Raw genomic sequence first — 20,500 nt, 5'->3', positions numbered from 1 at the left:
CCCCGATCTGGCGGGATCGGGGCCTTCGTCGTCGCTGTCTCAACGAGTGTCCGGAGGGGGACTTGAACCCCCACGCCCTATACGGGCACTAGCACCTCAAGCTAGCGCGTCTGCCATTCCGCCACCCGGACAGGGTGAATCCCCACGGCCTTCAACCGAACGCGAGGCGCCCGGTTCCGGTGTCGTAGGAACGGTGAGTAAAGATAGCACGGCGCGGTGGGCGGGCATGCATCGCCCCCGAGGTCCAGACTGGGGCAGAGCCGGATCGCACCTGGTCCGGGCGTTAGTGGAGGTGGTGCACCCGATGGCCGAGCAGAACCCACGCCGGGTGGCGGGGCAGCGTCGAGGGCCTGCGGGTGGCGACGAGGAGGGCGTGCCGCGCTGGTTGCGCACCTCCGCGGGGACGACCTGGCGACTGTTGGTGCTGCTGGTCGGAGTCGGGGTGGTGTTCTATGCCACGGCGCAGGTGAAGCTGCTGTTCATCGCGGTGTTCATCGCGCTGGTGCTGACAGCGGTGCTGCGTCCGCTGGTGGACATCTACGCGAAGGTGATGCCGCGCCCGGTGGCGACCGCGTTGGGGCTGTTGACCGGGTTCCTGGTGTTCTCCGGGCTCATCTTCTACGTGGCCTACTCGGTGGCGAACCAGTGGAGCGCGCTGTCCGACCAGTTCGGCGCGGGCATCGACCAGATCGTCGACTTCCTGGAGAACGGGCCGCTGCCGTTCACGATCACCAACGACCAGATCGGGCACTGGATCGAGAACGGCCAGACCTGGGTGCAGGAGCACGCCGGGGACATCGCGAGCCAGGCGGCTGCGCAGGCGGGGTCCGTGGTCGAGGTGTTCACCGCGATGGCCCTGGCGCTGTTCAGCGCGATCTTCTTCCTGGCCCGTGGCAAGGACATGTGGACCTGGTTCCTGAACCAGCTGCCGGCCCGGGTGCGTTCGACCTGGCAGACGGCGGGTGGTGCCGGGTGGTTCACGTTCTCCGGCTACACCCGGGGGACCGTGATCATCGCGGTGACCGACGGCATCCTAGCGGCGATCCTGCTGACGATCGTGGGGGTGCCGTTGGCGGCCCCGTTGGCGGTGCTGGTGATGATCGGTGCGTTCATCCCGCTGATCGGCGCGCCGTCGGCGATGGTGATCGCGATGATCGTGGCGTTGGCGGCGAACGGTCCGATCCAGGCGGCGATCGTCGGTCTGGGGATCGCGGCGATCGGGCAGTTCGAGGGGCACATCCTGCAGCCGTTGGTGATGGGCAAGCAGGTGTCGCTGCATCCGGTGGTGGTGGCGCTGGCGGTGACCGCCGGGACGTTGACGGCGGGCATCCTGGGGGCGGTGATCGCGGTGCCGCTGGTGGCGGTGGTCTGGGCGGTGTACTCCCGGCTGCACACCCCGGACCCGCCGATGGTCGAGGAGGACGACGAGGCGGTGCCGGAGGAGTCCGAGGACGAGGCCGAGCCCGCCTAGTCGGCGTTCTCCACGTCGGCGAGCCAGCTGCCGAGCAGCGTCACCAGGGCGGCGCGCTGATCCTGGTCGAGCCCGGCGACCAGGCGGTGCTCGTTGCGGATGTGCGCGGTGAACACCTCGTCGATCAGGGTGCGACCCGCGCCGGTCAGCCGGACCACCCGCCCGCGACCGTCGTCGTCGCGGGCGTGTCGTACGATCAGCCCGGATTCCTCCAGCCGGTCGAGGCGCTTGGTCATGGCCCCGGTGGTGACCATGGTGTGGCGGGCGAGCACGCCGGGCGCCAGCTCGTAGGGCTCGCCCTGGCGCCGGAGTGCTGCCAGGACGTCGAACTCGCCCTCGCCCAGTCCGTAGCGGCGGTAGAGCGCGCGGATGTCGTCCCTGAGCAGGTCGGCCAGTCGGTGCAGGCGGCCGAACAGCCCCTGCGGGGACACGTCGAGGTCGGGGCGCTCCCGCTCCCACTGCTGCTGGATCCTGGCGACGCGATCGTCGGTCATGGTTCCAGAGTACCTTCCGGGGAAGCTATTATCGCTTCCGTGGAAGCTAATCGAGGATGGTGGGCGATCACCGCCGTCGCACCGATCACCTGGGGTGCGAACTACGTGGTGACCCGGCAGCTGCTACCGGCCGACGCCCTGCTGTGGGGATCGGCCCTGCGCGCACTCCCGGCCGGTCTGGTGCTGTTGCCGCTGGCGCGCGCCCTGCCGCACGGCAAGCAGTGGTGGCAGTCGGCGGTGTTGTCGGTGCTGAACGTGAGCGGGTTCTTCGCGTTGGTCTACGCCTCGGCCCAGCTGCTGCCGAGCAGCATCGCGTCGTCGGTGATGGCGCTCAGTCCGCTGGCACTGACCCTGCTCGCCTGGCCGCTGATCGGGCAGCGACCGACGGTGCGGGCGGTCTCGGGTGCGGTGGTCGGCGCCGCGGCACTGGTGCTGGTGCTCGGCGCGACGGTGGGAGCGATCGACCCGCTGGGCGTGCTGGCGGCCTTCGCTGCGCTGACGTCCTCGTCGGTCGGAGCGCTGCTCGGTACTCGCTGGGCGGCCGGGACGCCGGTGCTGGCATCGACCGCGTGGCAGCTCACGCTGGGTGGGCTGCTGCTGGCGGTGGTCGCCGCCATCGGTGGGCCGCCACCGGCGCTGGACGTGCGCTCGGGGCTGGGCTTCGCGTTCACCAGTCTGGTCGCGACCGCGCTGGCCTACCTGTGCTGGTTCGGCGGGTTGCGCCGGCTGCCGGCGGCACAGGTCGGTGCTCTGGGGATGCTCAACCCGCTGACCGGCATCCTGCTCGGCACCCTCGCGGTCGGCGAACGGCTCACCGCCGTCCAGTGGGCCGGGATCGTGGTGGTGCTGGCGGCGGTCGCATGGACCACCTCTCGCCCCCGCGCCGTCGTCCGCCCGGCGGAGGTGACCACGACGACCTCCCTCGTCCCCGTCGAGTCCGGCCGCACGACGTGACCGCATACTCGGCATCCAGAGTGCCGGGTGGCCACCGGTCGCTGCCCGCGGACCGCCGCGACCGGAGCTCGCCGCGTCGCCGCGCCTGACGATCTCCCGGCCGCCCCGGCCACCCCGGCCACCCCGGCGACCCCGGCCACCCCGGCCACCCCGGCCACCCCGAGAGGGGACTACCGAGGCGACCGGCCCGTCACTCGCCGGGGTAGTGCTGCGCCCGCAGCTGCCGGGCGAGGTGCGCGGTGTTCCTGGCCAGGGTCGCGGTGGTGGTGGCGACCGACTCGGGCGTCTCGGGCAGGTCGCGGTAGTCCACCGACCCCATCGCCTCGCCGACCCAGTACGTGACCGCCTGGGGTGCGAAGGAGTACCCGACGTCGTTCAGCGCCTGGTAGACCTCGGCGCTGACGTGGTGCGCACCGTCCTCGTTGCCGACCACGGCCACCGCGGCGACCTTGTCGAACAGGATCGGGCGGCCGTCCTCCTGGGTCTCGGACAGTTCGGCGTCCAGACGTTCGAGGGCCCGCTTGGTGACCGAGGAGGTCTGGCCCATCCAGATCGGGGTGGCGATCAACAGGATGTCCGCCGCGAGGATCTGCTCCCGGATCGCGGGCCACTGGTCGCCGTCGCCCATGTCGGTCTCCACCCCGGGGCGGATGTCGTGATCGGCGAGCCGCAAGGTGCTGCCGGTGACGCCGTGCTGGGCCAGCGCGGAGAGCACCTGGTTCGCGAGGTGCTCGCTGCTGGACGGGGAGGGGGACGGCTTCAACGAGCCGATCAGGGCCAGGGCGGTGAGGTCATCTGTCATGGGGACCACTGTGCGGCGGGACGGTGGGGTCGGCGACCGGGAGCGCAGATTCACCATCGGAATCGCCCACATCGAGGCGGACGCCCTGGCAGGGTGACACAGGTGAACGCTCCTGCACCCGGCTGGTACACCGATCCGCAGAACAGCGCACTGGTTCGGTGGTGGGATGGCCGTCAGTGGACCCACCATGCTCAACCGGCTCAACCGGCTCAACCGGCTCAACCGGCTCAACCGGCTCAACCGGCTCAAGCCGAGGTTCCCAGCCCGAGCGCCACGACAGCGGAGTCTGACGAGGACAAGATTCCGCTGTTCGGTGCCCGGGCTTACGCACGGCGGCTGCAGGACCAGATCGTCGAGCTGGAGCACCAATTCGAGCGGATCGGCGGACTGTCCCTGGTGCAGATCCAGGACGAGGTGCGTCAGGCCGAGCTCCGTCTGGCACAGATCGAACGAGAAGCGGCGAGCAAACAGCACGAGCTCGCCGAGGTGCAGGCGGCATTGCTCGACGTCCGGCACGCCGTCGACCTTCAGGAGGTCGGGCTGTACGACTTCGCTCATCCCGCTGAGGCGTCCGCCACGCTGGCGAATCAGCTCGCCGCGGTGCGGCTGGCGATCAAGCAGATGGTGAAGGACGGCACTGCGGTGAGCGCAAGCCAGACGTTCACCTACAACGGCTCGGTCGCCAAGGGACGAACCTTCGCGAAGAACATGGCGAAGACGATGTTGGCCGCGTACAACGCTGAGGCGGAGAACGCGATCAAGGCGGTCAAAGCTGGCGGTCTGAGCACCGCGCGGGATCGACTCGACCGCGTGGTGACCAGGATCGAGCGCAATGGGGAGATGGTCGATCTTCGGCTCAATCCGGAGTACCACCGACTGCGCTTGGACGAGCTGACGCTCGCTGAACGCCACATGCAGGCGGTGAAGGCGGAGCGCGACGCTGAGCGGGAGCGCAAGCAAGAACTGCGCGAGCAGCAGAAAGCCGAGGCGGAGCTGCGGCGGGAACGCGAGCGGTTGGACAAGGAACGCTCGCACTACCTCAACGTGATCGAGGCGTTGCGCGCTCGAGGCGATCTCGAGGAACTCGCCAGGATCGAGCGGCGGCTCGGCGACGTGGATCGAGCGATCACGGAGGTCGACTACCGGGCAGCCAACATGCGCGCGGGCTATGTGTACGTCATCTCCAACATCGGCGCGATGGGCGAGCGCATGGTCAAAATCGGGATGACCCGACGACTGGAACCGATGGATCGGGTGCGCGAACTGGGCGACGCCTCGGTGCCCTTCCCGTTCGACGTGCACGCCCTGTTCTTCGCCGACGACGCCGTGGCCGTGGAGTCGATGTTGCACCGCACATTCGACGAGCGGCGGGTGAATCGGGTGAACACCCGCCGCGAGTTCTTCTATTGCACACCGCACGAGGTGCTGGAGGCGCTGCGCGAACACGGGGTGTCGGTGGTCGAGTACACCGTGGAACCCGAGGCCGAACAGTTCCGGCTCAGCCGCGCCGCCGACCCGGTGCCGCTAGGAAGCACCAGGTCGGCGGCCGTCTGACCGCTCAGACCCGCCCGTCCCGCACCGGCCGACTGCCCAGCACGAACCGCACCACGTTCACCGCCGTCCGCTGCACCTCGGCCAGCGTGATGCCGTCCTCCTGGTCCAGGCTGGCCAGCAGTGACCCGTCGCCGTGGCCGGTGCCGAAGTCGGCGCCGCCGGGCATCAGCACGTCCACCTGCGCCCGCACCCGGTAGGCGTCGTTGGTCAGCGCCGGGAAATCGGGGTCGGTGGCGGGCTGCATCCACCAGTCGGTCATCACCAGCCCGGTGTAGCCCCACTCCTCGCGCAGCACGGTGGTGACCAGGTCGTGGTGGTAGTGCGCCCACACGCCGTTGATCTTGTTGTAGCTGGTCATGATCGTCTGCGGCCGCGCCTCGGTGACGACGATCTGGAAGCCGCGCAGGTAGATCTCCCGCAGGGCGCGCTCGGACACCCGGGAGTCGTTGCGGTTGCGGTTCTCCTCCTGGTTGTTCGCCGCGAAGTGCTTGGGGCAGGCGGCGACCCCGTTCGCCTGGATGCCGCGCACGATGGCTCCGGCGATCCGGCCGGTGACCAGCGGGTCCTCGGACAGGTACTCGAAGTTGCGGCCGCACAGCGGGTCGCGGTGGATGTTCATCCCCGGGCTGAGCAGGATGTCGGAGCCCTTGGCGACCATCTCCGCGCCGTGGGCGGTGGCCAGTGCCTGCACCAGCTCCGGGTCCCAGGTCGCGGCCAATGCGGTGCCGCAGGGCAGCAGGCTGGCGTAGGCGGACAGTCGGATGCCGGAGGGGCCGTCGGTGGTGGTGACCGCCGCGATGCCCCGGGCGCGCAGCGACTCGATGGTGCCGCCGAGCACACCGGCGTTGCCGGGGGCGCCGAGCTTGCTGTCCATCACGTAGTCGCCGCGGGTGAGCGCCTCCAGCTCGATCGGGCTGAGGTCGGCGACCAGCTCCTCGACGGTGGCCCGACCGGCGGCGACGTCCGCGAGGGTGAGGCGGGCCCCGGTCGGTGTCAGTTCGGTCGGCAGGTCGGCGGTGATTCGCTCGGCCCGGTCCACGGTGCTGGTCGGCGTCTCCTCCCAGGTCACCCGGAAGCTGCCGTCCTCGGCGGTGGGACGCATCCGCACGAACGGGTGGGCGGGGTCGGGGGCGATGGCCTGCCGCAGCTGCTGGACGACCCGGGTGTCGTCGACGGTGAACGTCGCCACGGGGAGTCGCTGACCGGCGTCGCGGACATCGGCACCGACCTGCAGGGCGTACTCACCGGCCTCGAGCACCCAGGCGTGCCGGTGACCGGTGGAGCCGGAGTCGTCGTAACTGGCCAGCTCCGCGAGGTCGACGGTCAGGGTGACCACGGTGGAGTCGCCGGGAGCCAGCTCGCCGGTCTTGCCGAAGGCGGCCAGGGTGAGCAGCGGCTGACCGAGGGCGCCCTGCGGCCGGGCCGCGTACACCTGCACGGTGTGCCGCCCGGGCCGGTCGCCGGTGTTGGTGACCCGGGTGCGGACGGTGGCGGTCTCGCCCTGGACGGTCGAGCCGTCGTCGGTCAGGTCGAAGGTGGTGTAGCCCAGGCCGAAGCCGAAGGGGAACTGCACCCGCTCGGGGGCGAAGGTCTGGAAGAACCGGTAGCCGACGTAGATGTCCTCGGCGTAGACGTTGACGTCCGGGTGCCCGAAGTTCCCAGCGGTGGGGTAGTCCGGGTAGCTGAGCGCCACGGAGTCGGTCAGTCGTCCGCTGGGGGAGACGGTCCCGGTGAGCAGGTCAGCCACCGCACGGCCGGACTCCATCCCGCCCTGCCAGGCGAGCAGCACCGCGTCGATCCGGCGGCCGAAGTCCTCCTCCAGCCAGCTCAGGTCCATCGTGCTGCCGATGTCCAGCACCAGGACCACCCGGTCGAAGGCGGCGGTGACCTGGGTGAGCATGGTGCGCTCGTCGTCGGTGAGCAGGAAGCTGCCCTGCTCCAGGGTGTTGTCCCGCGACTCGCCCGCGGCCCGGCCGATGACGACCACCGCCAGATCCGTCCGCTCGGCCGCCGCGGCGACCAGGGTGTCGTCCAGCGGCATCTCGTCGAAGGACCGCGGCCAGGTGCCCCACTCGCCGGGGTCGGGGCGGTGCGCGGCGGACCAGTCGGTGTAGACGGCGGCCAGCTCGGCGTCGACGGCGACGCCGGCGTCCCGCAGACCGTCCAGCAGGTTCCACGAGTACGGGGCGTTCACGTCGCCGCCGGAGCCGTAGCCCACGGTGAAGTAGTCGATCTGCACCCGGCCGAACAGCGCCACACGCGCGTCGGTCGCCAGCGGCAGCGTGCCACCGTTGCGGAGCAGCACTGCCCCGTCGGCTGCCGCGCGCCGGGCGAGCCGGGCGAGTTCGGGGTCGACATGCCGGTCCTCGTCCAGCACCGTGGTCGATGCCTGGGCCAGGGAATCGGGGGTCAGGCCGGTCGTGCCGTCGTTCATGGAAGCGCTCTCCTCGCTGAGTGGTCCGGGCGACGTTACCCGAATTCCGTGGTCCCTCCCCAGGTCGGCTGGCTCTCGACACCCGCGGTCATCACCCGGTCGGCCCGGCCACCCCACGACCCGACCTGGACGCCGAGGGCGCGCGGCGCGGAGACCGCCTTCACCTCGGTGCGGTCCCCCACCGGGGGGCGGGGGTGGCGACGGCGGTGAAGGCGGCCTCGGTGCTCGCGCTCGCGGCGGACGGGGTGCGGGTGTTCGGGACCGGGGGTGCCGGGAGCAACGCCGCCAGCCTGGGAATGAACCAGGCGGTCGGCTACCGGGTGACGGAGCGGTGGCTCACCCTCGACCCGTGAGCGAGCTGTAGGACACCGCCCGGCCGAGCACCGCGTTGACGGTGACCGTCGACGGCGGGATGCGCAGCAGCCGCGGGTTCGAGCCGGCACCGGCGTCGGTAATCCGGTTCGCCGAACTGACCGAGGCCAGCTGCTGCCACACCTGCGCCGGTGTCGCCTGCGGAGTGCTCTGGAGGGCCAACGCGGCGGCACCGGCCACGTGCGGGGCCGCCATCGACGTGCCGGACATCGAGGCGGTCGACGTCGTGCTGCGGTAGGTCGCCGACAAGATGTACTCGCCGGGGGCGAACAGGTCCAGGCACGGCCCCCAGTTGGAGCTGGCCCACCGGCGATCGCTGGTGGTGCTCGCCCCCACCGTGATCGCCTCCGGGGCGCTGGCCGGGGAGGTCTCGCAGGCGTTCCGATTGTCGTTGCCCGCGGCGACCGCGACCACGACGCCGCTGGCGACCAGTCGGGCCACCGCGTCGTTGACCACGGAGTTCTCGACCCCGCCGAGGCTGATGTTCGCCACCGCGGGCTGGCCGGGCTGGTGGTGCTCGATGATCCAGTCGATCCCGGCGATGAGCTGGCTGAAGGTGCCCCGGCCGTCGCAACCGAGCACCCGGACCGGCACCAGCGTGACCTGCTTGGCGACGCCGTAGGTCGCCCCGCCGATCGTTCCGGCCACGTGGGTGCCGTGCCCGTGGCAGTCCGTGGTGCCCCGACCGTCCTGCACCGCGGTGAAGCCGGATCCGACCCGGCCGCCGAATTCGCGGTGGGTGGCCAGGATCCCGGTGTCCAGCACGTAGGCGGTCACGCCTCGGCCGGTGTACGTGTAGGTGTAGGTGCCGGACAGCGGGAGATCGGCCTGATCGATCCGGTCCAGACCCCAGGTCGGCGGGCGCTCGGTCGCGGTGGCGGACACCGCGCCATCCGGCTCGACGGCGATCACCCGTGGGTCGGCGTCCAGGTCGGCGATGGCGCTCGCGGTGAGGTCGGCGGCGAACCCGGTGACGGCGGGGTAGACGTCCGCGACCGCGGAGGCGTCGCCGGCGGTGGCGTCGGCGGCGGCGGCCGCCACATCGGTGCCCGGCGCCAGGGTGACCAGCATGGGGGTGGTCGGTTCGTCCGCCGGGGTGTCGGTGACGGCGCCCTCGACCGGTGCCTGTGCCGGTGCGGGTTCCGGAGTCGGCGCGGCCGTCGACGACGGGTCCTCGGTGGTCGTCGGGAGCGGGGCATCGGGGCCGACGCCGACCTGCGGGGTGCCGCTGCCGGCCGCCGGGCCGGAGATCGTCGGGTCCACCGGCACGCTCCCGGTCGGGCCCTGCGTCGGCGCGGGGGAGGGCTGGGACTCGTCGCGCCGGATCGACTGGCCCCAAGGCGTCGGCTCAGCGGTGGCGGCTCCGGTGCTGGACGGGGCGGGGTCGGCGGAGACCGCCTGGGCCACGGCGGGGCTGAGCGTGCCGAGCAGGACGGCCGTGGTCACCAGCGCGAGGGCGCGGGACGGGCCATGGCCCCGGGCGGGCCGGGGGGCCGAGCGGTGGAGGGGGTGACGCATGAGGGTTCCTCGCGGACGACGACAAGACGACGCCGGAAGGCCGCGACCGCCGGGGGGAGGCGAGCGCGACGCCCCCCAGCGCTACTGTCTCCATCGGTTCAGAACCGCTTCACTGCAGACGAATGTGACCGCTCACCCGGGTGAACGAGCAGCTCACCCGTTCGCCGGGCGGTGTCGGTGTCGGCGCGAATCGCCAGGGATCACCGCCAACCAGGACACACCGGGCGGGTTCGCGCCGCGGTCAGGGCACGACGGTGACCGGCCAGTGCGCGTTGCGGACCAGCCGGACCGCGAGCGACCCCGCGATCCGGTGGCCGAGGGACGCCGAGGAGCCGACCACCACGCAGTCGGCGCGTACCTCGTGGGCGACCTCGGAGAGCACCTGGAACGGGTCGCCCGGGCGGATCAGCAGTTCGGTGTCGACGCCGTGCGTCTCGGTGAGGTGGGCGCGGCGCAGCAGGAACTCGACCTCGTCCTGCGCGGCGAGCATCGCGCCCCGGGCCGCCCCGCTGGCGTCCAGCGCCGAGGCGATCCCTCCGGTGGTGCTGCGGGCGTACACCGCCACCAGTCGGCAGCCCTGTCGGCGGGCCTGGCCGAGCGCGTAGGACGCGGCGCGCAGCGACGGATCCGAACCGTCCACGCCCACCACGATCGACGACGGTCCGTCGGTGCCGAGCTCGTAGCCCACGGGTGCTCCCGGGTCCGGGTCCGCCGCGAGGACGGACGGGTGGTGCGATGACGACACGAGGGTATCGGCGCTGGTCGTGGAGGGGGAGAGCCGGTGGCGAGGTCACCGTGGTCAGCGGGTCGCCGGAGTCAGCACGGTCGGCGGGGCGGCCAGGGGGTGGGCGGGGCGAGCGCCATCGGCGCTGTGGTCCGGGTGGGTGCGGCCGCTGGTTCAGGTCGCGAGGTCGCGGAGCACGCGGGCGGTGGCCGCGGTGAGCAGCTCCGGACCCCGCCGGAGCGCCTCGGCCAGCGGCAACCCGTCCGCGATGCCGTGCACCGCGCGGGCGCCCAACGGCGACAGGTCGGCGCTGCTGTCCACCCCACCGCCGAGGACGATCACCGGCACCCCCGCCGCACGGGCGAGGGCGGACACCCCGGACGGCACCTTCCCGGCCAGCGTCTGCCGGTCCACCCGGCCCTCACCGGTGAGCACCAGGTCGGCCCCCGCGATCGCCTCGGCCAGCCCGACCGCCTCGGCGACCACCTGCACCCCCGGCCGCATCCGAGCGCCCAGGGCCAGTAACGCGGCACCCAGCCCACCTGCTGCGCCACCCCCGGCAACCGACGCTGAGCCGCCAGAGCCGCCAGAGCCGCGCGACCCCACGCGCACCGCCACCCCGTCCAGCAACCCGGCCATCCGGCTCAGCGCCGCCTCGATGATCGGCACCTGTTCCGGGGTCGCCCCCTTCTGCGGGGCGAAGACCGCCGCCGCCCCCTCCGGCCCGAGCAGCGGATTCGTCACGTCGCAGGCCAGGTCGATCCGGGCGCGGGCCAGTCGGGGGTCGAGGTCGGTCGGGTCGAGGGTGGCGACGTCCAGCGGCACCCCGGGTGGCAGCGGCTCGCCGTGCCGGTCCAGCACCCGGACGCCCAGCTCCCGCAACAGACCCGCGCCGCCGTCACTGGTCAGGGTGCCGCCAAGACCCAGCACGATCCGCTCGGCGCCCAGGTCGAGCGCCGCCCGCACCAGGGTGCCCACCCCGCCGGAGTCGGCCCGCAGCACGTCCCGTGCGCCGGGCGGGACCAGGTGCACACCGACGGCCGACGCGGACTCGATCACCGCCACTCGTCGCTCGGGCAGCCACGCCAGCTCGGCCTCGACGCCTGCGCCGAGCGGGCCGAGCACCGGCACCACGATCCGCCGCGCCGCCGTCGCCGACCGGTCGTCCCAGCCGCCCAGCAGCGCCGCGACCGTGCCCTCGCCGCCGTCCGCCATCGGCCGGAGCACGCACACGGCCTCCGGGTGGGCGGCCAGGACCCCAGCTGCCATCGCCCGCGCCGCGCGGGTGGCGCTCATCGACTCCTTGAATGAGTCCGGCGCGAGCACCACCCGCACGGGTCAGCCCGCTGTCGGCGCGTCGGTCGGTGCTGCGGTCGGGTCGTCGCCCGCATCGCCGCTCGGGTCCGCGGAGTCCTCGTCCGCCACCGGTTCGACCGTGGGCCACGCGGTGCGGTTGTGCACCGTCACCGAGGCGTCGGTGCCGATCTCGATCAGCTGCCAGTCCATGATCGACCGGGTGTCCGGGTCGAAGCGCAGCAGGGTCATCTCCGCGGTGCCCTTGAGCGGGCCGATCCGCGGTTCGTTCTCCTGCGCCCCGGCGGTGGAGGAGCTGATGTACCGGATGCCCTCGCCGACCTGTTCCGGGTCGGTGCGCGAGTGCAGGTGGCCGGACAGCAGCGCGGGCACACACCCGTCGTCGAGCATGCTCGGCACCCGGGGGTTGTGGAACATCACCAGGTCCACCCCGTCCGGGTCCTCGCAGGCCACGTCGTGCAGCCGCCGCGCCACCGCGGAGTACGACTCGTCCTGCTGCTGTTCGATGATCAGCCGAGTGGCCTTGGGGTCGTGGTCACCGAGGATCCGGACACCGCGCACGTCGATCACGCTGCCGTCCAGCACGGTGGCCCCGGCCTTGGCGTACTGGGCGGTCGTCTCCGAGGAGTCGTGGTTGCCGGGGGCGGTGATCAGGTCGACGCCGGACGGGATCGCCCGGGCGAAGGTGGTGACGCAGTACTGCTCCACCGAGGTGCCGTTCATCGTGGTGTCCCCGGCGTCCAGCACGATCTGCGCCCCCGACAGCTCCACCATCGAGGTGATCAGCGGTGCCATGCCGACATTGCAGTGCAGGTCGGAGATCAGCAGCATCGTGATCGGCTCGGACGGTTCCTCGGTGGCGCTCGGCGACGGGGCGGGCGAGCCGGAGGCCGACGGGGCGGGGGACGGCGGGGGCGTCCCGTCCAGCGCGGTCGGCTCGTCGGAGGGCTCGACCGCGGGCTTGGCGGACCAGTCGTCCCAAGCGGCGACCAGGGCGTCGTCCGCCTGGTCGTAGAAGTCCTCGTTCTCCCGGTAGGCGTCCACCAGCAGGCCGCCATAGGTGTCGATGATGCCGCCCAACCGCCCGGTGACCCGGGCGCCGTCCAGCGGGGTGTCGGCGAAGACGGTGGACACCGGGGTGGCGAGCACGGCCGCCCGGCGCTCCCGCACGGTGGACACGGTCAGGGCCAGCGCGACGACCAGCACCGTGGCGGTCACCGACAGCAGCGTCCCGCGGTTGCGACGGCCGGCCTCGGCCAACTCGGTCCGGCGCGGTGCGCCGAGCAGCGCCCGGGCCGCGATCACCCCGGCCGCGATCACCAGCAGCGCGAAGCCGGTCCGCCACAGTGCATCGACGATCAGCGCACGGGCGGCGTTCTCGATGGTCGCCTGCGGGCCGGTGAAGAACTGGAGGTAGGACGCGGCGTCGTCGCTGAGCTGTTGCAGCGTGTCGATGTCGTCCAGCGCGTCGATGTTCTCCGGGATCTCCTGCACCGTCACCCGGGCGCCGAGTCCGAGCGGCAGCGGCGAGTCGAGTTCCACGGTCCCCAGCGGCCCGAGATCCAGGGTCAGCTGCTGGTCGGTGGTGACGTCGTACTGCGCCTCGTGCGGCCCGAAGCTGAGCCGGGCGCTGGCGGTGGTGATCCCGAAGGCGAGGGCCACGACGACGGCGAGCAGGGTGCCCAGCACCCACCCGAGTCGGGGGCGGGCGCGACGGGGGGCGGCGTTCTCGGTCATCCCGATCGACTGTAGACGTGGTAATCCAGTGCCATGACGCAGGACAGTGCCACGGGCGACCGGACGCCGCAGCAGGAGAGCACCCTCACCGTGGTGCTGGCCCTGGCGGCCAATGCCCTGGTCGCGCTCGCCAAGACCGTCGCGGCGGTGCTCACCGGCGCGGCGTCGATGGTGGCCGAGGCGGCGCACTCGTGGGCGGACACGGGCAACGAGGTCTTCCTGCTGGTGGCGCAGCGTCGAGGTGCCCGGCCCGCCGACAGCGGCCACCCGGTCGGCTACGGCCGGGAGATCTACATCTGGTCGCTGTTCGCGGCGATCGGGCTGTTCGCCGTCGGTGCCGGGGTGTCGATCACCCACGGCATCCAGGAACTCGTGCACCCGGAGCCGGCGGAGAACTTCACCGTGGCCTACGTGGTGCTCGGCGTCGCCTTCGTGCTGGAGGGCATCTCCTTCCTGCAGGCATGGCGGCAGGCCAGAGCGGCGGCCGACAGCCGCGACCGCGAGCTGTGGGAGCACATCCTGAGCACCTCGGACCCGACGGTGCGCGCGGTGTTCTTCGAGGATGCGGCGGCGCTGGTCGGCATCGTGATCGCCGCGGCCGGGATCGCGGCGCATCAGCTGACCGGGTCCTCGGTGCCGGATGCCGTCGGGTCGATCCTGGTCGGTGTGCTGCTGGGGGTGGTGGCGCTGGTGCTGATCGACCGCAACCGCCGGTTCCTGGTCGGGGAGAGCGCCGACCCGGAGCTGGAGCGGGCGGCGGTGCGCACCCTGCTCGGACTGCCCGGGGTGGCCCGGGTGACCCAGGTGCGGCTGGAGTTCGTCGGGGCCGGGCGGGTGTTCCTCACCGGCGCCGTCGACCTGACCGGGAATCCCGCTGAGGACGACGCCTCGCACGCCCTGGCCGCCATCGAGCGCGAGGTGGCGCGGACGCCCGGCGTGATCGGGGCAGTGCTCTCGCTCTCCGAACCGGAGGAGCCCGCCCTGCACGGGTGAACCGGGAGGAACCGGTCATCGTGGACGTGTTCCGCGTCACGACCGGGAAATCCTGGCGAAACATGCAGGTCACTGCGCGTACCCTGTGAGCGAGGGTGCTTCCGTCCAGGTCGGGCGGTGCGGCACCGCCTGTGGGGGGCCATCTGCGTGGCACTGCCCCACCCTCCGCGGCTCTGGAGACCCTGGGGACCGCGGTCACTGACCAGACGATCCGCCCCAGGAGGGCTTCGATGACCATGTCCCTGACCCGCCGCCCCGCCCGCGCCCTGTCGATCGGCGCCACCGCGCTGGTCGCCGTCGGTCTGCTGGGCGCCTGCGCCTCCGGTAACGGCACCTCCGACGACACCACCTCCGGCTCGGGCGCCTCCGCCTCCGCCGCCGCCGAGGTGACCGTCTACGACCAGACCGGCCTGCTGCTGGTCACCGCGCAGGAGACCTTCGAGGGCAAGGGCCTGACCGTGGACGTCGCCGACGCCACCGGCCAGGGCCGCTCGATCGACGACCCGACCCAGTGGGTCGTCGTCACCCAGGACCCGATCGACGGCACCCTGCCCGCCGGGTCGACCGTGACCCTCACCGCTCGGATGACCACGGACCCGGCCACCCCCGCCAACTGAGGCACCCAGCACCGCCGCACGGCGTCCAGGAATAATCCCTGGACGCCGTGTGCTGTACCCGGCGAGACTTGGTCTCACCCGGTCCGCGCGGCGGTGGCAGCATCCCGCCGCGGAAGGACCGGCCCGGACGCGGAGCACGCTTCCCTCACGAGGGTTGGACGGACGCGGGACGGGTGGCTCGTCACCGACGGTCCTCAACGAGGCCGGGACGGTTCAAGCCGCGCGGGAGAAGGACAAGCGGGCGCGGTGGACGGTGGCGTACGGATGCTGTCCCACACTGACGGCGACCCCCACGAGGGGGTCGCCGTTCCGGTGTCCGGACATCGACGCTCAGGCCCGGTCAGGCCCGGTCAGGCCCGGTCAGGCCCGGTCAGCTCCAGGTCAGCTCCGGGCGAGCGCCTCGGCGACCAGTCGGTCCAGCTGCGCCCGGTAGCCGCCGCCGAACAGCACCGCGTGCATCCCCACCGGGTAGATCTGGTGCAGACCGACCCGCTCCCGCCAGCCGCGCCGCAGCGGACGCACCCGCTGGTACCCGGCGAGCACCGCATCCAGCTCCGGCAGGCCGAACAACGCGAGCATCGCCAGATCGGACTCGCGATGACCGCCGTGCGCCGCCGGATCGATCAGGGTCGCGCCGTCCGGTGTCCAGAGCACGTTGCCGGACCACAGGTCGCCGTGCAGCCGCGTGGGGGAGTCGTCGTCGTCCAGCGCCCCGGACCGCAGCAGGTCCGCCAGCCGTCGCAGGTCCGAGTCTCCGGCGGACCTCGGACCCGGCGAGCCCAGCGCCTCGGCCAACGGCTCGATCCGGCACTCGGCCAGGAATTCGCCCCACGAGGCGTACCCCCCGGACCGCATCGGCCACGGCTGGTCCAGCGGCCCGAAGAACCCGTCACCCGACCACCCGGCCGGCGGGCTGCCGAACGCCGGCGCGCCCGCGTCGTGCAGCACCGCCAGCCGCGCCCCGAACTCCCGTGCCGCTGCCGGGGTCGGTGTCACCGGGTCCAGTCGCACCAGGTCCAGGTGGTCGTCGGCGACCTCGATCACCTCCACCACCGGCGGCCCACCCGGTACCCGGAGCCAGCGGAGCCCGGCGGCCTCGCAGGCGAAGAACCCGTGCGGCGCCCCGCCGCGCTGTTTCCGGTAGCTGGCTGCCATGGGTGGAAATTGTGTCACCACCAGGGCGTTTCGCCTGGCAGAGTGCTCGGATGGACCCCTTCGAGCTGACCGACGGCACCGTCCTGCTCCGCATCCCTGGAGCCGAGGACGTCGACGACATCACCCGCATCTGCCAGGACCCGACGATCCAGGAGTGGACCACCGTCCCCTCGCCGTACACCCGCGAGATCGGGGTGGGCTTCGTCGAGGAGTTCGTGGCCGGCGGCTGGACCAAGGGCAGCCCGACCTGGGCGATCCGCGAGCTCGCCGATAACGCCCGCCTGGTCGGCATGATCGGCCTGACCGCCCAGCCGGTGCGCTCGGCGGAGATCGGCTGGTGGCTGGCGCCCGAGGCCCGGGGCCGCGGACTGATGGCCCGTGCGGTGGAGCTGGTGGTGGATGCCGCCTTCGGCCGCCTGGCGCTGGACCGGATCGAGTGGCGGGCGTTCGTCGGCAACGACCCGTCGCGGGCGGTGGCCGAGCGGTCGGGCTTCACCGTCGAGGGCTGCATCCGCGGCGGCGCCGTCGACGGCGAGACCCGGCGCGACGACTGGGTCGGCACCCTGCTGGCGACGGATCGGCGATGATGGCGGGCATGACGACCCTCGATCCCACGAACCCCTTCGCCGCTCCGTCCACGCTGCCCTACGGCCTGCCGGACTTCACCGCCATCCGCACCGAGCACTACCGGCCGGCCCTGCTGGCCGGGATGGCGGCCGAGCGCGCGGAGGTGGAGGCGATCGCCACCGACCCGGCTGAGCCGACGGTGGAGAACACCCTGGTGGCGCTGGAGCGTTCGGGTCATCTGCTGCACGTCGCCGCGACCGTCTTCTACAACGTGGCCTCCGCCGACTCCACCGACGAGCTCGCCGAGCTGGAGGAGGAGATCGCCCCGCTGCTGGCGGCCCACCAGGACGCGATCTTCCTGGACCAGCGCCTGTTCGCCCGGGTGGACGCCCTGATGGACCAGCGCGCGGAACTGGCCCTGGACGCCGACACCGACTACCTGTTGACGACCCTGCACACCGACTTCATCCGGGCGGGCATCCGCCTGGACGAGGCGGCGCAGACCCGTCTGCGGGAGCTGAACGCGGAGATCACCCGGCTGGAGACCGTCTTCGGGCGGTTGCTGCTGGATGAGACGAATGCCGCCGCCGTCCTGGTCACCGACCGGGCGGAGCTGGCCGGGCTGCCCGAGGACGCGATCGCCGCCGCCGCGGAGGCCGCCACCCGTCGCGGACACGAGGGTGCCTGGCTGATCGACCTGATCCTGCCCACCCAGCAGCCGCTGCTTGCCCAGCTCCAGCACCGCGGGCTGCGCGAGCGGCTGCACACCGCCTCGGTCACCCGCGGGGGCAAGGGCGGTGAGCACGACACCCGCGCCACCCTGCTCGCGCTGGCCAGGGCCCGGGCCGAGCGCGCCCAGCTGCTCGGCTACCAGCACCACGCGGCCTACGTGGTGGAGGACGCCACCGCCAAGACCGTCGACGCCGTGGACGGCATCCTGCGCCCGCTCGCCCCGGCGGCGGTCGCCAACGCCCGCACCGAGGCCGCCGTCCTGGAGGCCGCCCTGCGCCGCGACGTGCCCGGGGCGACGCTGGAGGCCTGGGACTGGTCGTACTACGCCGAGCAGGTCCGCAAGGAGGTCCGTTCGCTGGACGACAGCCTGCTGCGGCCCTACCTGGAGCTGGACCGGGTGCTGACCGAGGGCGTCTTCCGTGCCGCCCACGAGCTCTACGGCCTGAGCTTCACCGAGCGCACCGACCTGGTCGGCTACCACCCGGACGTGCGGGTCTTCGAGGTGTTCAACGCCGACGGCTCCGGGCTGGGCCTGTTCCTCGGCGACTACTGGACCCGGGACTCCAAGCGCGGCGGTGCCTGGATGAACAACCTGGTGGACCAGTCGCACCTGCTGGCCGAGAAGCCGGTCGTCGTGAACAACCTCAACATCCCCAAGCCCCCGGCAGGTGAGCCCACCCTGCTCACCTGGGACGAGGTCATCACGATGTTCCACGAGTTCGGCCACGCGCTGCACGGGCTGTTCTCCGACGTGCGGTACCCCTCGCAGTCGGGCACCGAGGTGCCGCGCGACTTCGTGGAGTACCCCTCGCAGGTGAACGAGATCTGGGCCTGGGAGCCGAGCATCCTGGCCGCCTACGCCGTGCACCACCAGACCGGGGAGCCGATGCCGCAGGCGTGGATCGACACCCTGATCGCCGCCCGGCAGGACGGTGAGGGCTTCGCCACCACCGAGTACCTCGCCGCGGCGCTGCTGGACCAGGCCTGGTACCGGCTGTCGCCGGAGCAGGTGCCGACCGACGTGGACGAGGTGCAGCGGTTCGAGGCGGCGGCGCTGGCCGAGGCCGGGGTGGACTTCGCCCCGGTGCCGCCGCGTTACCGCACCACGTACTTCAACCACGTGTTCGGCAGCGGCTACTCCGCGGGGTACTACTCCTACATCTGGTCCGAGGTGCTGGACGCGGACACCGTGACCTGGTTCGAGGAGAACGGCGGGCTGCGCCGGGAGAACGGCGACCGGTTCCGCAGCGTGCTGCTGAGCAAGGGCGGATCGGTGGACCCGATGGACGCGTTCCGCGAGCTCCGGGGCCGGGAGCCGCGCACCGAGCCGCTGCTGGCCCGTCGCGGCCTGGCGGTCTGAGCGTCCCGGTCTGAGCCGTGGTGGCGCCGGGTACGGTGGGGCGCATGACCCCCCTGCCCGGCGCCGCGCCCACCCCTGCCGACGACTCCCACCTGTCAGCCGCCGAGGCCGAGGTGGTCCGGTTGACCCAGGACCTGATCCGGATCGACACCTCGAACTACGGTGACGGCTCCGGACCGGGGGAGCGGGCGGCCGCGGAGTTCGTGGTCGGGCAGCTGCAGGAGGTCGGCCTCGACCCCGAGCTGTTCGAGTCGGCTCCGGGACGGGCGAACGTGGTCGTGCGGATCCCGGGCGAGCACCCGGAGCGCGGCGCGCTGGTGCTGCACGGGCACACCGACGTGGTCCCGGCCGAGGCGAAGGACTGGAAGGTCGACCCCTTCGGCGGCGAGGAGTTCGACGGCATGGTCTGGGGCCGCGGTGCCGTGGACATGAAGGGGATGGACGCGATGATCCTGGCGGTGGTCCGCCAGATGATCCGCGAGGGCCGTCGGCCCGCCCGCGACCTGATCGTGGCGATGTTCGCCGACGAGGAGGCGGGCGGGAAGTTCGGTGCCCGGTACGCGGTGGACCACCGGCCGGAGCTGTTCGAGGGTGCCACCGAGGCGATCAGCGAGGTCGGCGGCTTCTCGGTCGACGTCGACGGGCAGCGCGCCTACCTGCTGCAGACGGCGGAGAAGGGCATCGCCTGGCTCAAGCTGATCGCCGACGGTCAGGCGGGGCACGGCTCGGCGGTAAACCCGGACAACGCGGTCAGCGAGCTGGCGGCGGCGGTGGCGCGGGTCGGCGCGTACCAGTGGGACATCCGGCTGACCCCGACCGTGCTGGCGCTGCTGGAGGGGGTCGCCGACCTCACCGGCCTGCCGCTGGACGTGGACGACCCGCTGGCGATCGACCGGCTGATCGGTGCGCTCGGCCCGGCCCGGCGCTTCGTCGGCTCCTCGATCCGCACGCTGGCGAACCCGACCCAGCTGCACGCCGGCTACAAGAGCAACGTGGTCCCCTCCCGGGCGACCGCCACCGTCGACGTGCGTCCGCTGCCCGGGGACCACGACGCCGTGCTGGCGAAGGTGCGCGAGCTGGCCGGACCGCACGTCCGCGTCGAGCCGGAGCACATGGACATCGGTCTGGAGGTCCCGGCCACCGGTGACCTGGTGGACACCATGACCCGCGTGCTGCGCGAGCAGGACCCGGGCGCCGTCGTGTTGCCGTACATGCTGAGCGCCGGCACCGACAACAAGTCGCTGGCCCGGCTCGGGATCACCGGTTACGGCTTCGCGCCGCTGCGCCTGCCGGCCGACCTGGACTTCACCGCGCTGTTCCACGGCGTGGACGAGCGGGTGCCGACCGACTCGCTGCGGTTCGGGGTGCGGGTGCTGGACGGGCTGCTGCGCGAGGCCTGAGCGCACGGGCGCGTCGGCATCGCCGAACCGCAGGTCGGCGTCGCGGATCCGCGCGTCGTGCGCCCTCAGTCCGCGTACACACCCAGGGTGGACTCCACCCGGATGATCCGGCGGCGCAGCCACACCTTGCGGTCGCCGCCGGTGTAGATGCTGGTGCGGGCGAGTTCCCACCGCCCGTACTCGGCCTCGTCCGTGAGCAGCCGCCGGGCGTCGTTCCGCGTCGTGCTGCGCGGGATCGACACCACCCGGTACTCGTACTGCCGCGTGTCTGTTGCTCTGCTGCGTGCCATCGACCACCCCAA

The 20,500-nt window shown here is 72.3% G+C and carries 18 protein-coding genes and 1 tRNA gene; 9 read left to right on the top strand and 10 right to left on the bottom strand.

The genetic code is table 11. From position 1 onward, the window contains the following. Window positions 1–47: 47 nt before the first annotated feature. Window positions 48–131, bottom strand: a tRNA-Leu gene (locus HGK68_RS09010). Window positions 132–304: 173 nt separating this feature from the next. Here HGK68_RS09010 and HGK68_RS09005 point away from each other — a divergent pair. Further along, a complete protein-coding gene (locus tag HGK68_RS09005) occupies window positions 305–1,471 on the top strand; it encodes an AI-2E family transporter (RefSeq protein WP_169165659.1) in 1,167 nt (388 codons plus the stop codon). Here HGK68_RS09005 and HGK68_RS09000 read toward each other — a convergent pair. Then, complete coding sequence (locus HGK68_RS09000; RefSeq protein WP_169165658.1) at window positions 1,468–1,965, bottom strand: MarR family winged helix-turn-helix transcriptional regulator; 498 nt, start codon at window positions 1,963–1,965, stop codon at window positions 1,468–1,470. The genes HGK68_RS09005 and HGK68_RS09000 overlap by 4 nt on opposite strands. Window positions 1,966–2,004: 39 nt before the next feature. Between HGK68_RS09000 and HGK68_RS08995 the strand changes: the two genes are divergently transcribed. Beyond that, a complete protein-coding gene (locus HGK68_RS08995; RefSeq protein WP_169165657.1) occupies window positions 2,005–2,919 on the top strand; it encodes a DMT family transporter in 915 nt (304 codons plus the stop codon). A 190-nt stretch (window positions 2,920–3,109) separates the two neighbouring features. Here the strand turns inward: HGK68_RS08995 and HGK68_RS08990 are convergent, their stop codons facing one another. Continuing rightward, window positions 3,110–3,721 carry a flavodoxin family protein gene (locus tag HGK68_RS08990; protein ID WP_169165656.1) on the bottom strand — a complete coding sequence of 204 codons (612 nt, stop codon included), beginning with the start codon at window positions 3,719–3,721 and terminating at the stop codon, window positions 3,110–3,112. A 102-nt stretch (window positions 3,722–3,823) separates the two neighbouring features. Here HGK68_RS08990 and HGK68_RS08985 point away from each other — a divergent pair, with 102 nt between their 5' ends. Beyond that, on the top strand, window positions 3,824–5,275 hold the full coding sequence (locus tag HGK68_RS08985; RefSeq protein ID WP_169165655.1) for an SNIPE associated domain-containing protein: 1,452 nt from the start codon (window positions 3,824–3,826) through the stop codon (window positions 5,273–5,275). Between the two features lie 4 nt (window positions 5,276–5,279). Here HGK68_RS08985 and HGK68_RS08980 read toward each other — a convergent pair whose 3' ends face one another. Beyond that, complete coding sequence (locus HGK68_RS08980; protein WP_169165654.1) at window positions 5,280–7,709, bottom strand: glycoside hydrolase family 3 protein; 2,430 nt, start codon at window positions 7,707–7,709, stop codon at window positions 5,280–5,282. Between the two features lie 194 nt (window positions 7,710–7,903). Between HGK68_RS08980 and HGK68_RS08975 the strand changes: the two genes are divergently transcribed. Then, complete coding sequence (locus HGK68_RS08975) at window positions 7,904–8,062, top strand: hypothetical protein (protein ID WP_169165653.1); 159 nt, start codon at window positions 7,904–7,906, stop codon at window positions 8,060–8,062. On the opposite strand, the gene HGK68_RS08970 is transcribed toward HGK68_RS08975, so the two are convergent. From HGK68_RS08970 to HGK68_RS08955, 4 genes are all read right to left on the bottom strand, one after another. Next, window positions 8,046–9,599: a S8 family peptidase gene (locus tag HGK68_RS08970; RefSeq protein ID WP_206155728.1), complete on the bottom strand. Its 1,554-nt coding sequence runs from the start codon at window positions 9,597–9,599 to the stop codon at window positions 8,046–8,048. The genes HGK68_RS08975 and HGK68_RS08970 overlap by 17 nt on opposite strands. A gap of 241 nt (window positions 9,600–9,840) precedes the next feature. Beyond that, window positions 9,841–10,287, bottom strand: a complete 447-nt coding sequence (locus HGK68_RS08965) for a universal stress protein (RefSeq protein WP_169165651.1) — start codon at window positions 10,285–10,287, stop codon at window positions 9,841–9,843. Between the two features lie 210 nt (window positions 10,288–10,497). Continuing rightward, window positions 10,498–11,619, bottom strand: a complete 1,122-nt coding sequence (locus HGK68_RS08960; RefSeq protein WP_206155727.1) for a glycerate kinase family protein — start codon at window positions 11,617–11,619, stop codon at window positions 10,498–10,500. Between the two features lie 42 nt (window positions 11,620–11,661). Next, window positions 11,662–13,374 carry a metallophosphoesterase family protein gene (locus HGK68_RS08955; protein ID WP_169165649.1) on the bottom strand — a complete coding sequence of 571 codons (1,713 nt, stop codon included), beginning with the start codon at window positions 13,372–13,374 and terminating at the stop codon, window positions 11,662–11,664. Window positions 13,375–13,407: 33 nt separating this feature from the next. Here HGK68_RS08955 and HGK68_RS08950 point away from each other — a divergent pair, with 33 nt between their 5' ends. Both HGK68_RS08950 and HGK68_RS08945 read left to right on the top strand, forming a co-directional pair. After that, complete coding sequence (locus HGK68_RS08950) at window positions 13,408–14,367, top strand: cation diffusion facilitator family transporter (protein WP_169165648.1); 960 nt, start codon at window positions 13,408–13,410, stop codon at window positions 14,365–14,367. A gap of 230 nt (window positions 14,368–14,597) precedes the next feature. Beyond that, window positions 14,598–14,984: a hypothetical protein gene (locus tag HGK68_RS08945; protein WP_169165647.1), complete on the top strand. Its 387-nt coding sequence runs from the start codon at window positions 14,598–14,600 to the stop codon at window positions 14,982–14,984. 381 nt (window positions 14,985–15,365) lie between these two features. Here HGK68_RS08945 and HGK68_RS08940 read toward each other — a convergent pair whose 3' ends face one another. Beyond that, on the bottom strand, window positions 15,366–16,139 hold the full coding sequence (locus tag HGK68_RS08940) for a fructosamine kinase family protein (RefSeq protein ID WP_169165646.1): 774 nt from the start codon (window positions 16,137–16,139) through the stop codon (window positions 15,366–15,368). Window positions 16,140–16,189: 50 nt separating this feature from the next. Between HGK68_RS08940 and HGK68_RS08935 the strand changes: the two genes are divergently transcribed. From HGK68_RS08935 to HGK68_RS08925, 3 genes are read left to right on the top strand one after another with little or no spacing between them, the layout of a single operon-like run. Then, complete coding sequence (locus HGK68_RS08935; RefSeq protein ID WP_169165645.1) at window positions 16,190–16,726, top strand: GNAT family N-acetyltransferase; 537 nt, start codon at window positions 16,190–16,192, stop codon at window positions 16,724–16,726. Window positions 16,727–16,734: 8 nt separating this feature from the next. Continuing rightward, window positions 16,735–18,798 carry a M3 family metallopeptidase gene (locus tag HGK68_RS08930; RefSeq protein WP_169165644.1) on the top strand — a complete coding sequence of 688 codons (2,064 nt, stop codon included), beginning with the start codon at window positions 16,735–16,737 and terminating at the stop codon, window positions 18,796–18,798. A 44-nt stretch (window positions 18,799–18,842) separates the two neighbouring features. Further along, window positions 18,843–20,198, top strand: a complete 1,356-nt coding sequence (locus HGK68_RS08925; protein ID WP_169165643.1) for a M20/M25/M40 family metallo-hydrolase — start codon at window positions 18,843–18,845, stop codon at window positions 20,196–20,198. A 65-nt stretch (window positions 20,199–20,263) separates the two neighbouring features. On the opposite strand, the gene HGK68_RS08920 is transcribed toward HGK68_RS08925, so the two are convergent. Continuing rightward, a complete protein-coding gene (locus tag HGK68_RS08920) occupies window positions 20,264–20,488 on the bottom strand; it encodes a DUF5703 family protein (RefSeq protein WP_169165642.1) in 225 nt (74 codons plus the stop codon). Window positions 20,489–20,500: the final 12 nt, after the last annotated feature.

Source organism: Cellulomonas taurus (genome assembly GCF_012931845.1).
Taxonomy (GTDB): domain Bacteria; phylum Actinomycetota; class Actinomycetes; order Actinomycetales; family Cellulomonadaceae; genus Cellulomonas; species Cellulomonas taurus.
The sequence above is the reverse complement of the archived record's forward strand: the minus strand, read 5'-3'. Positions and strand labels throughout refer to the sequence as shown.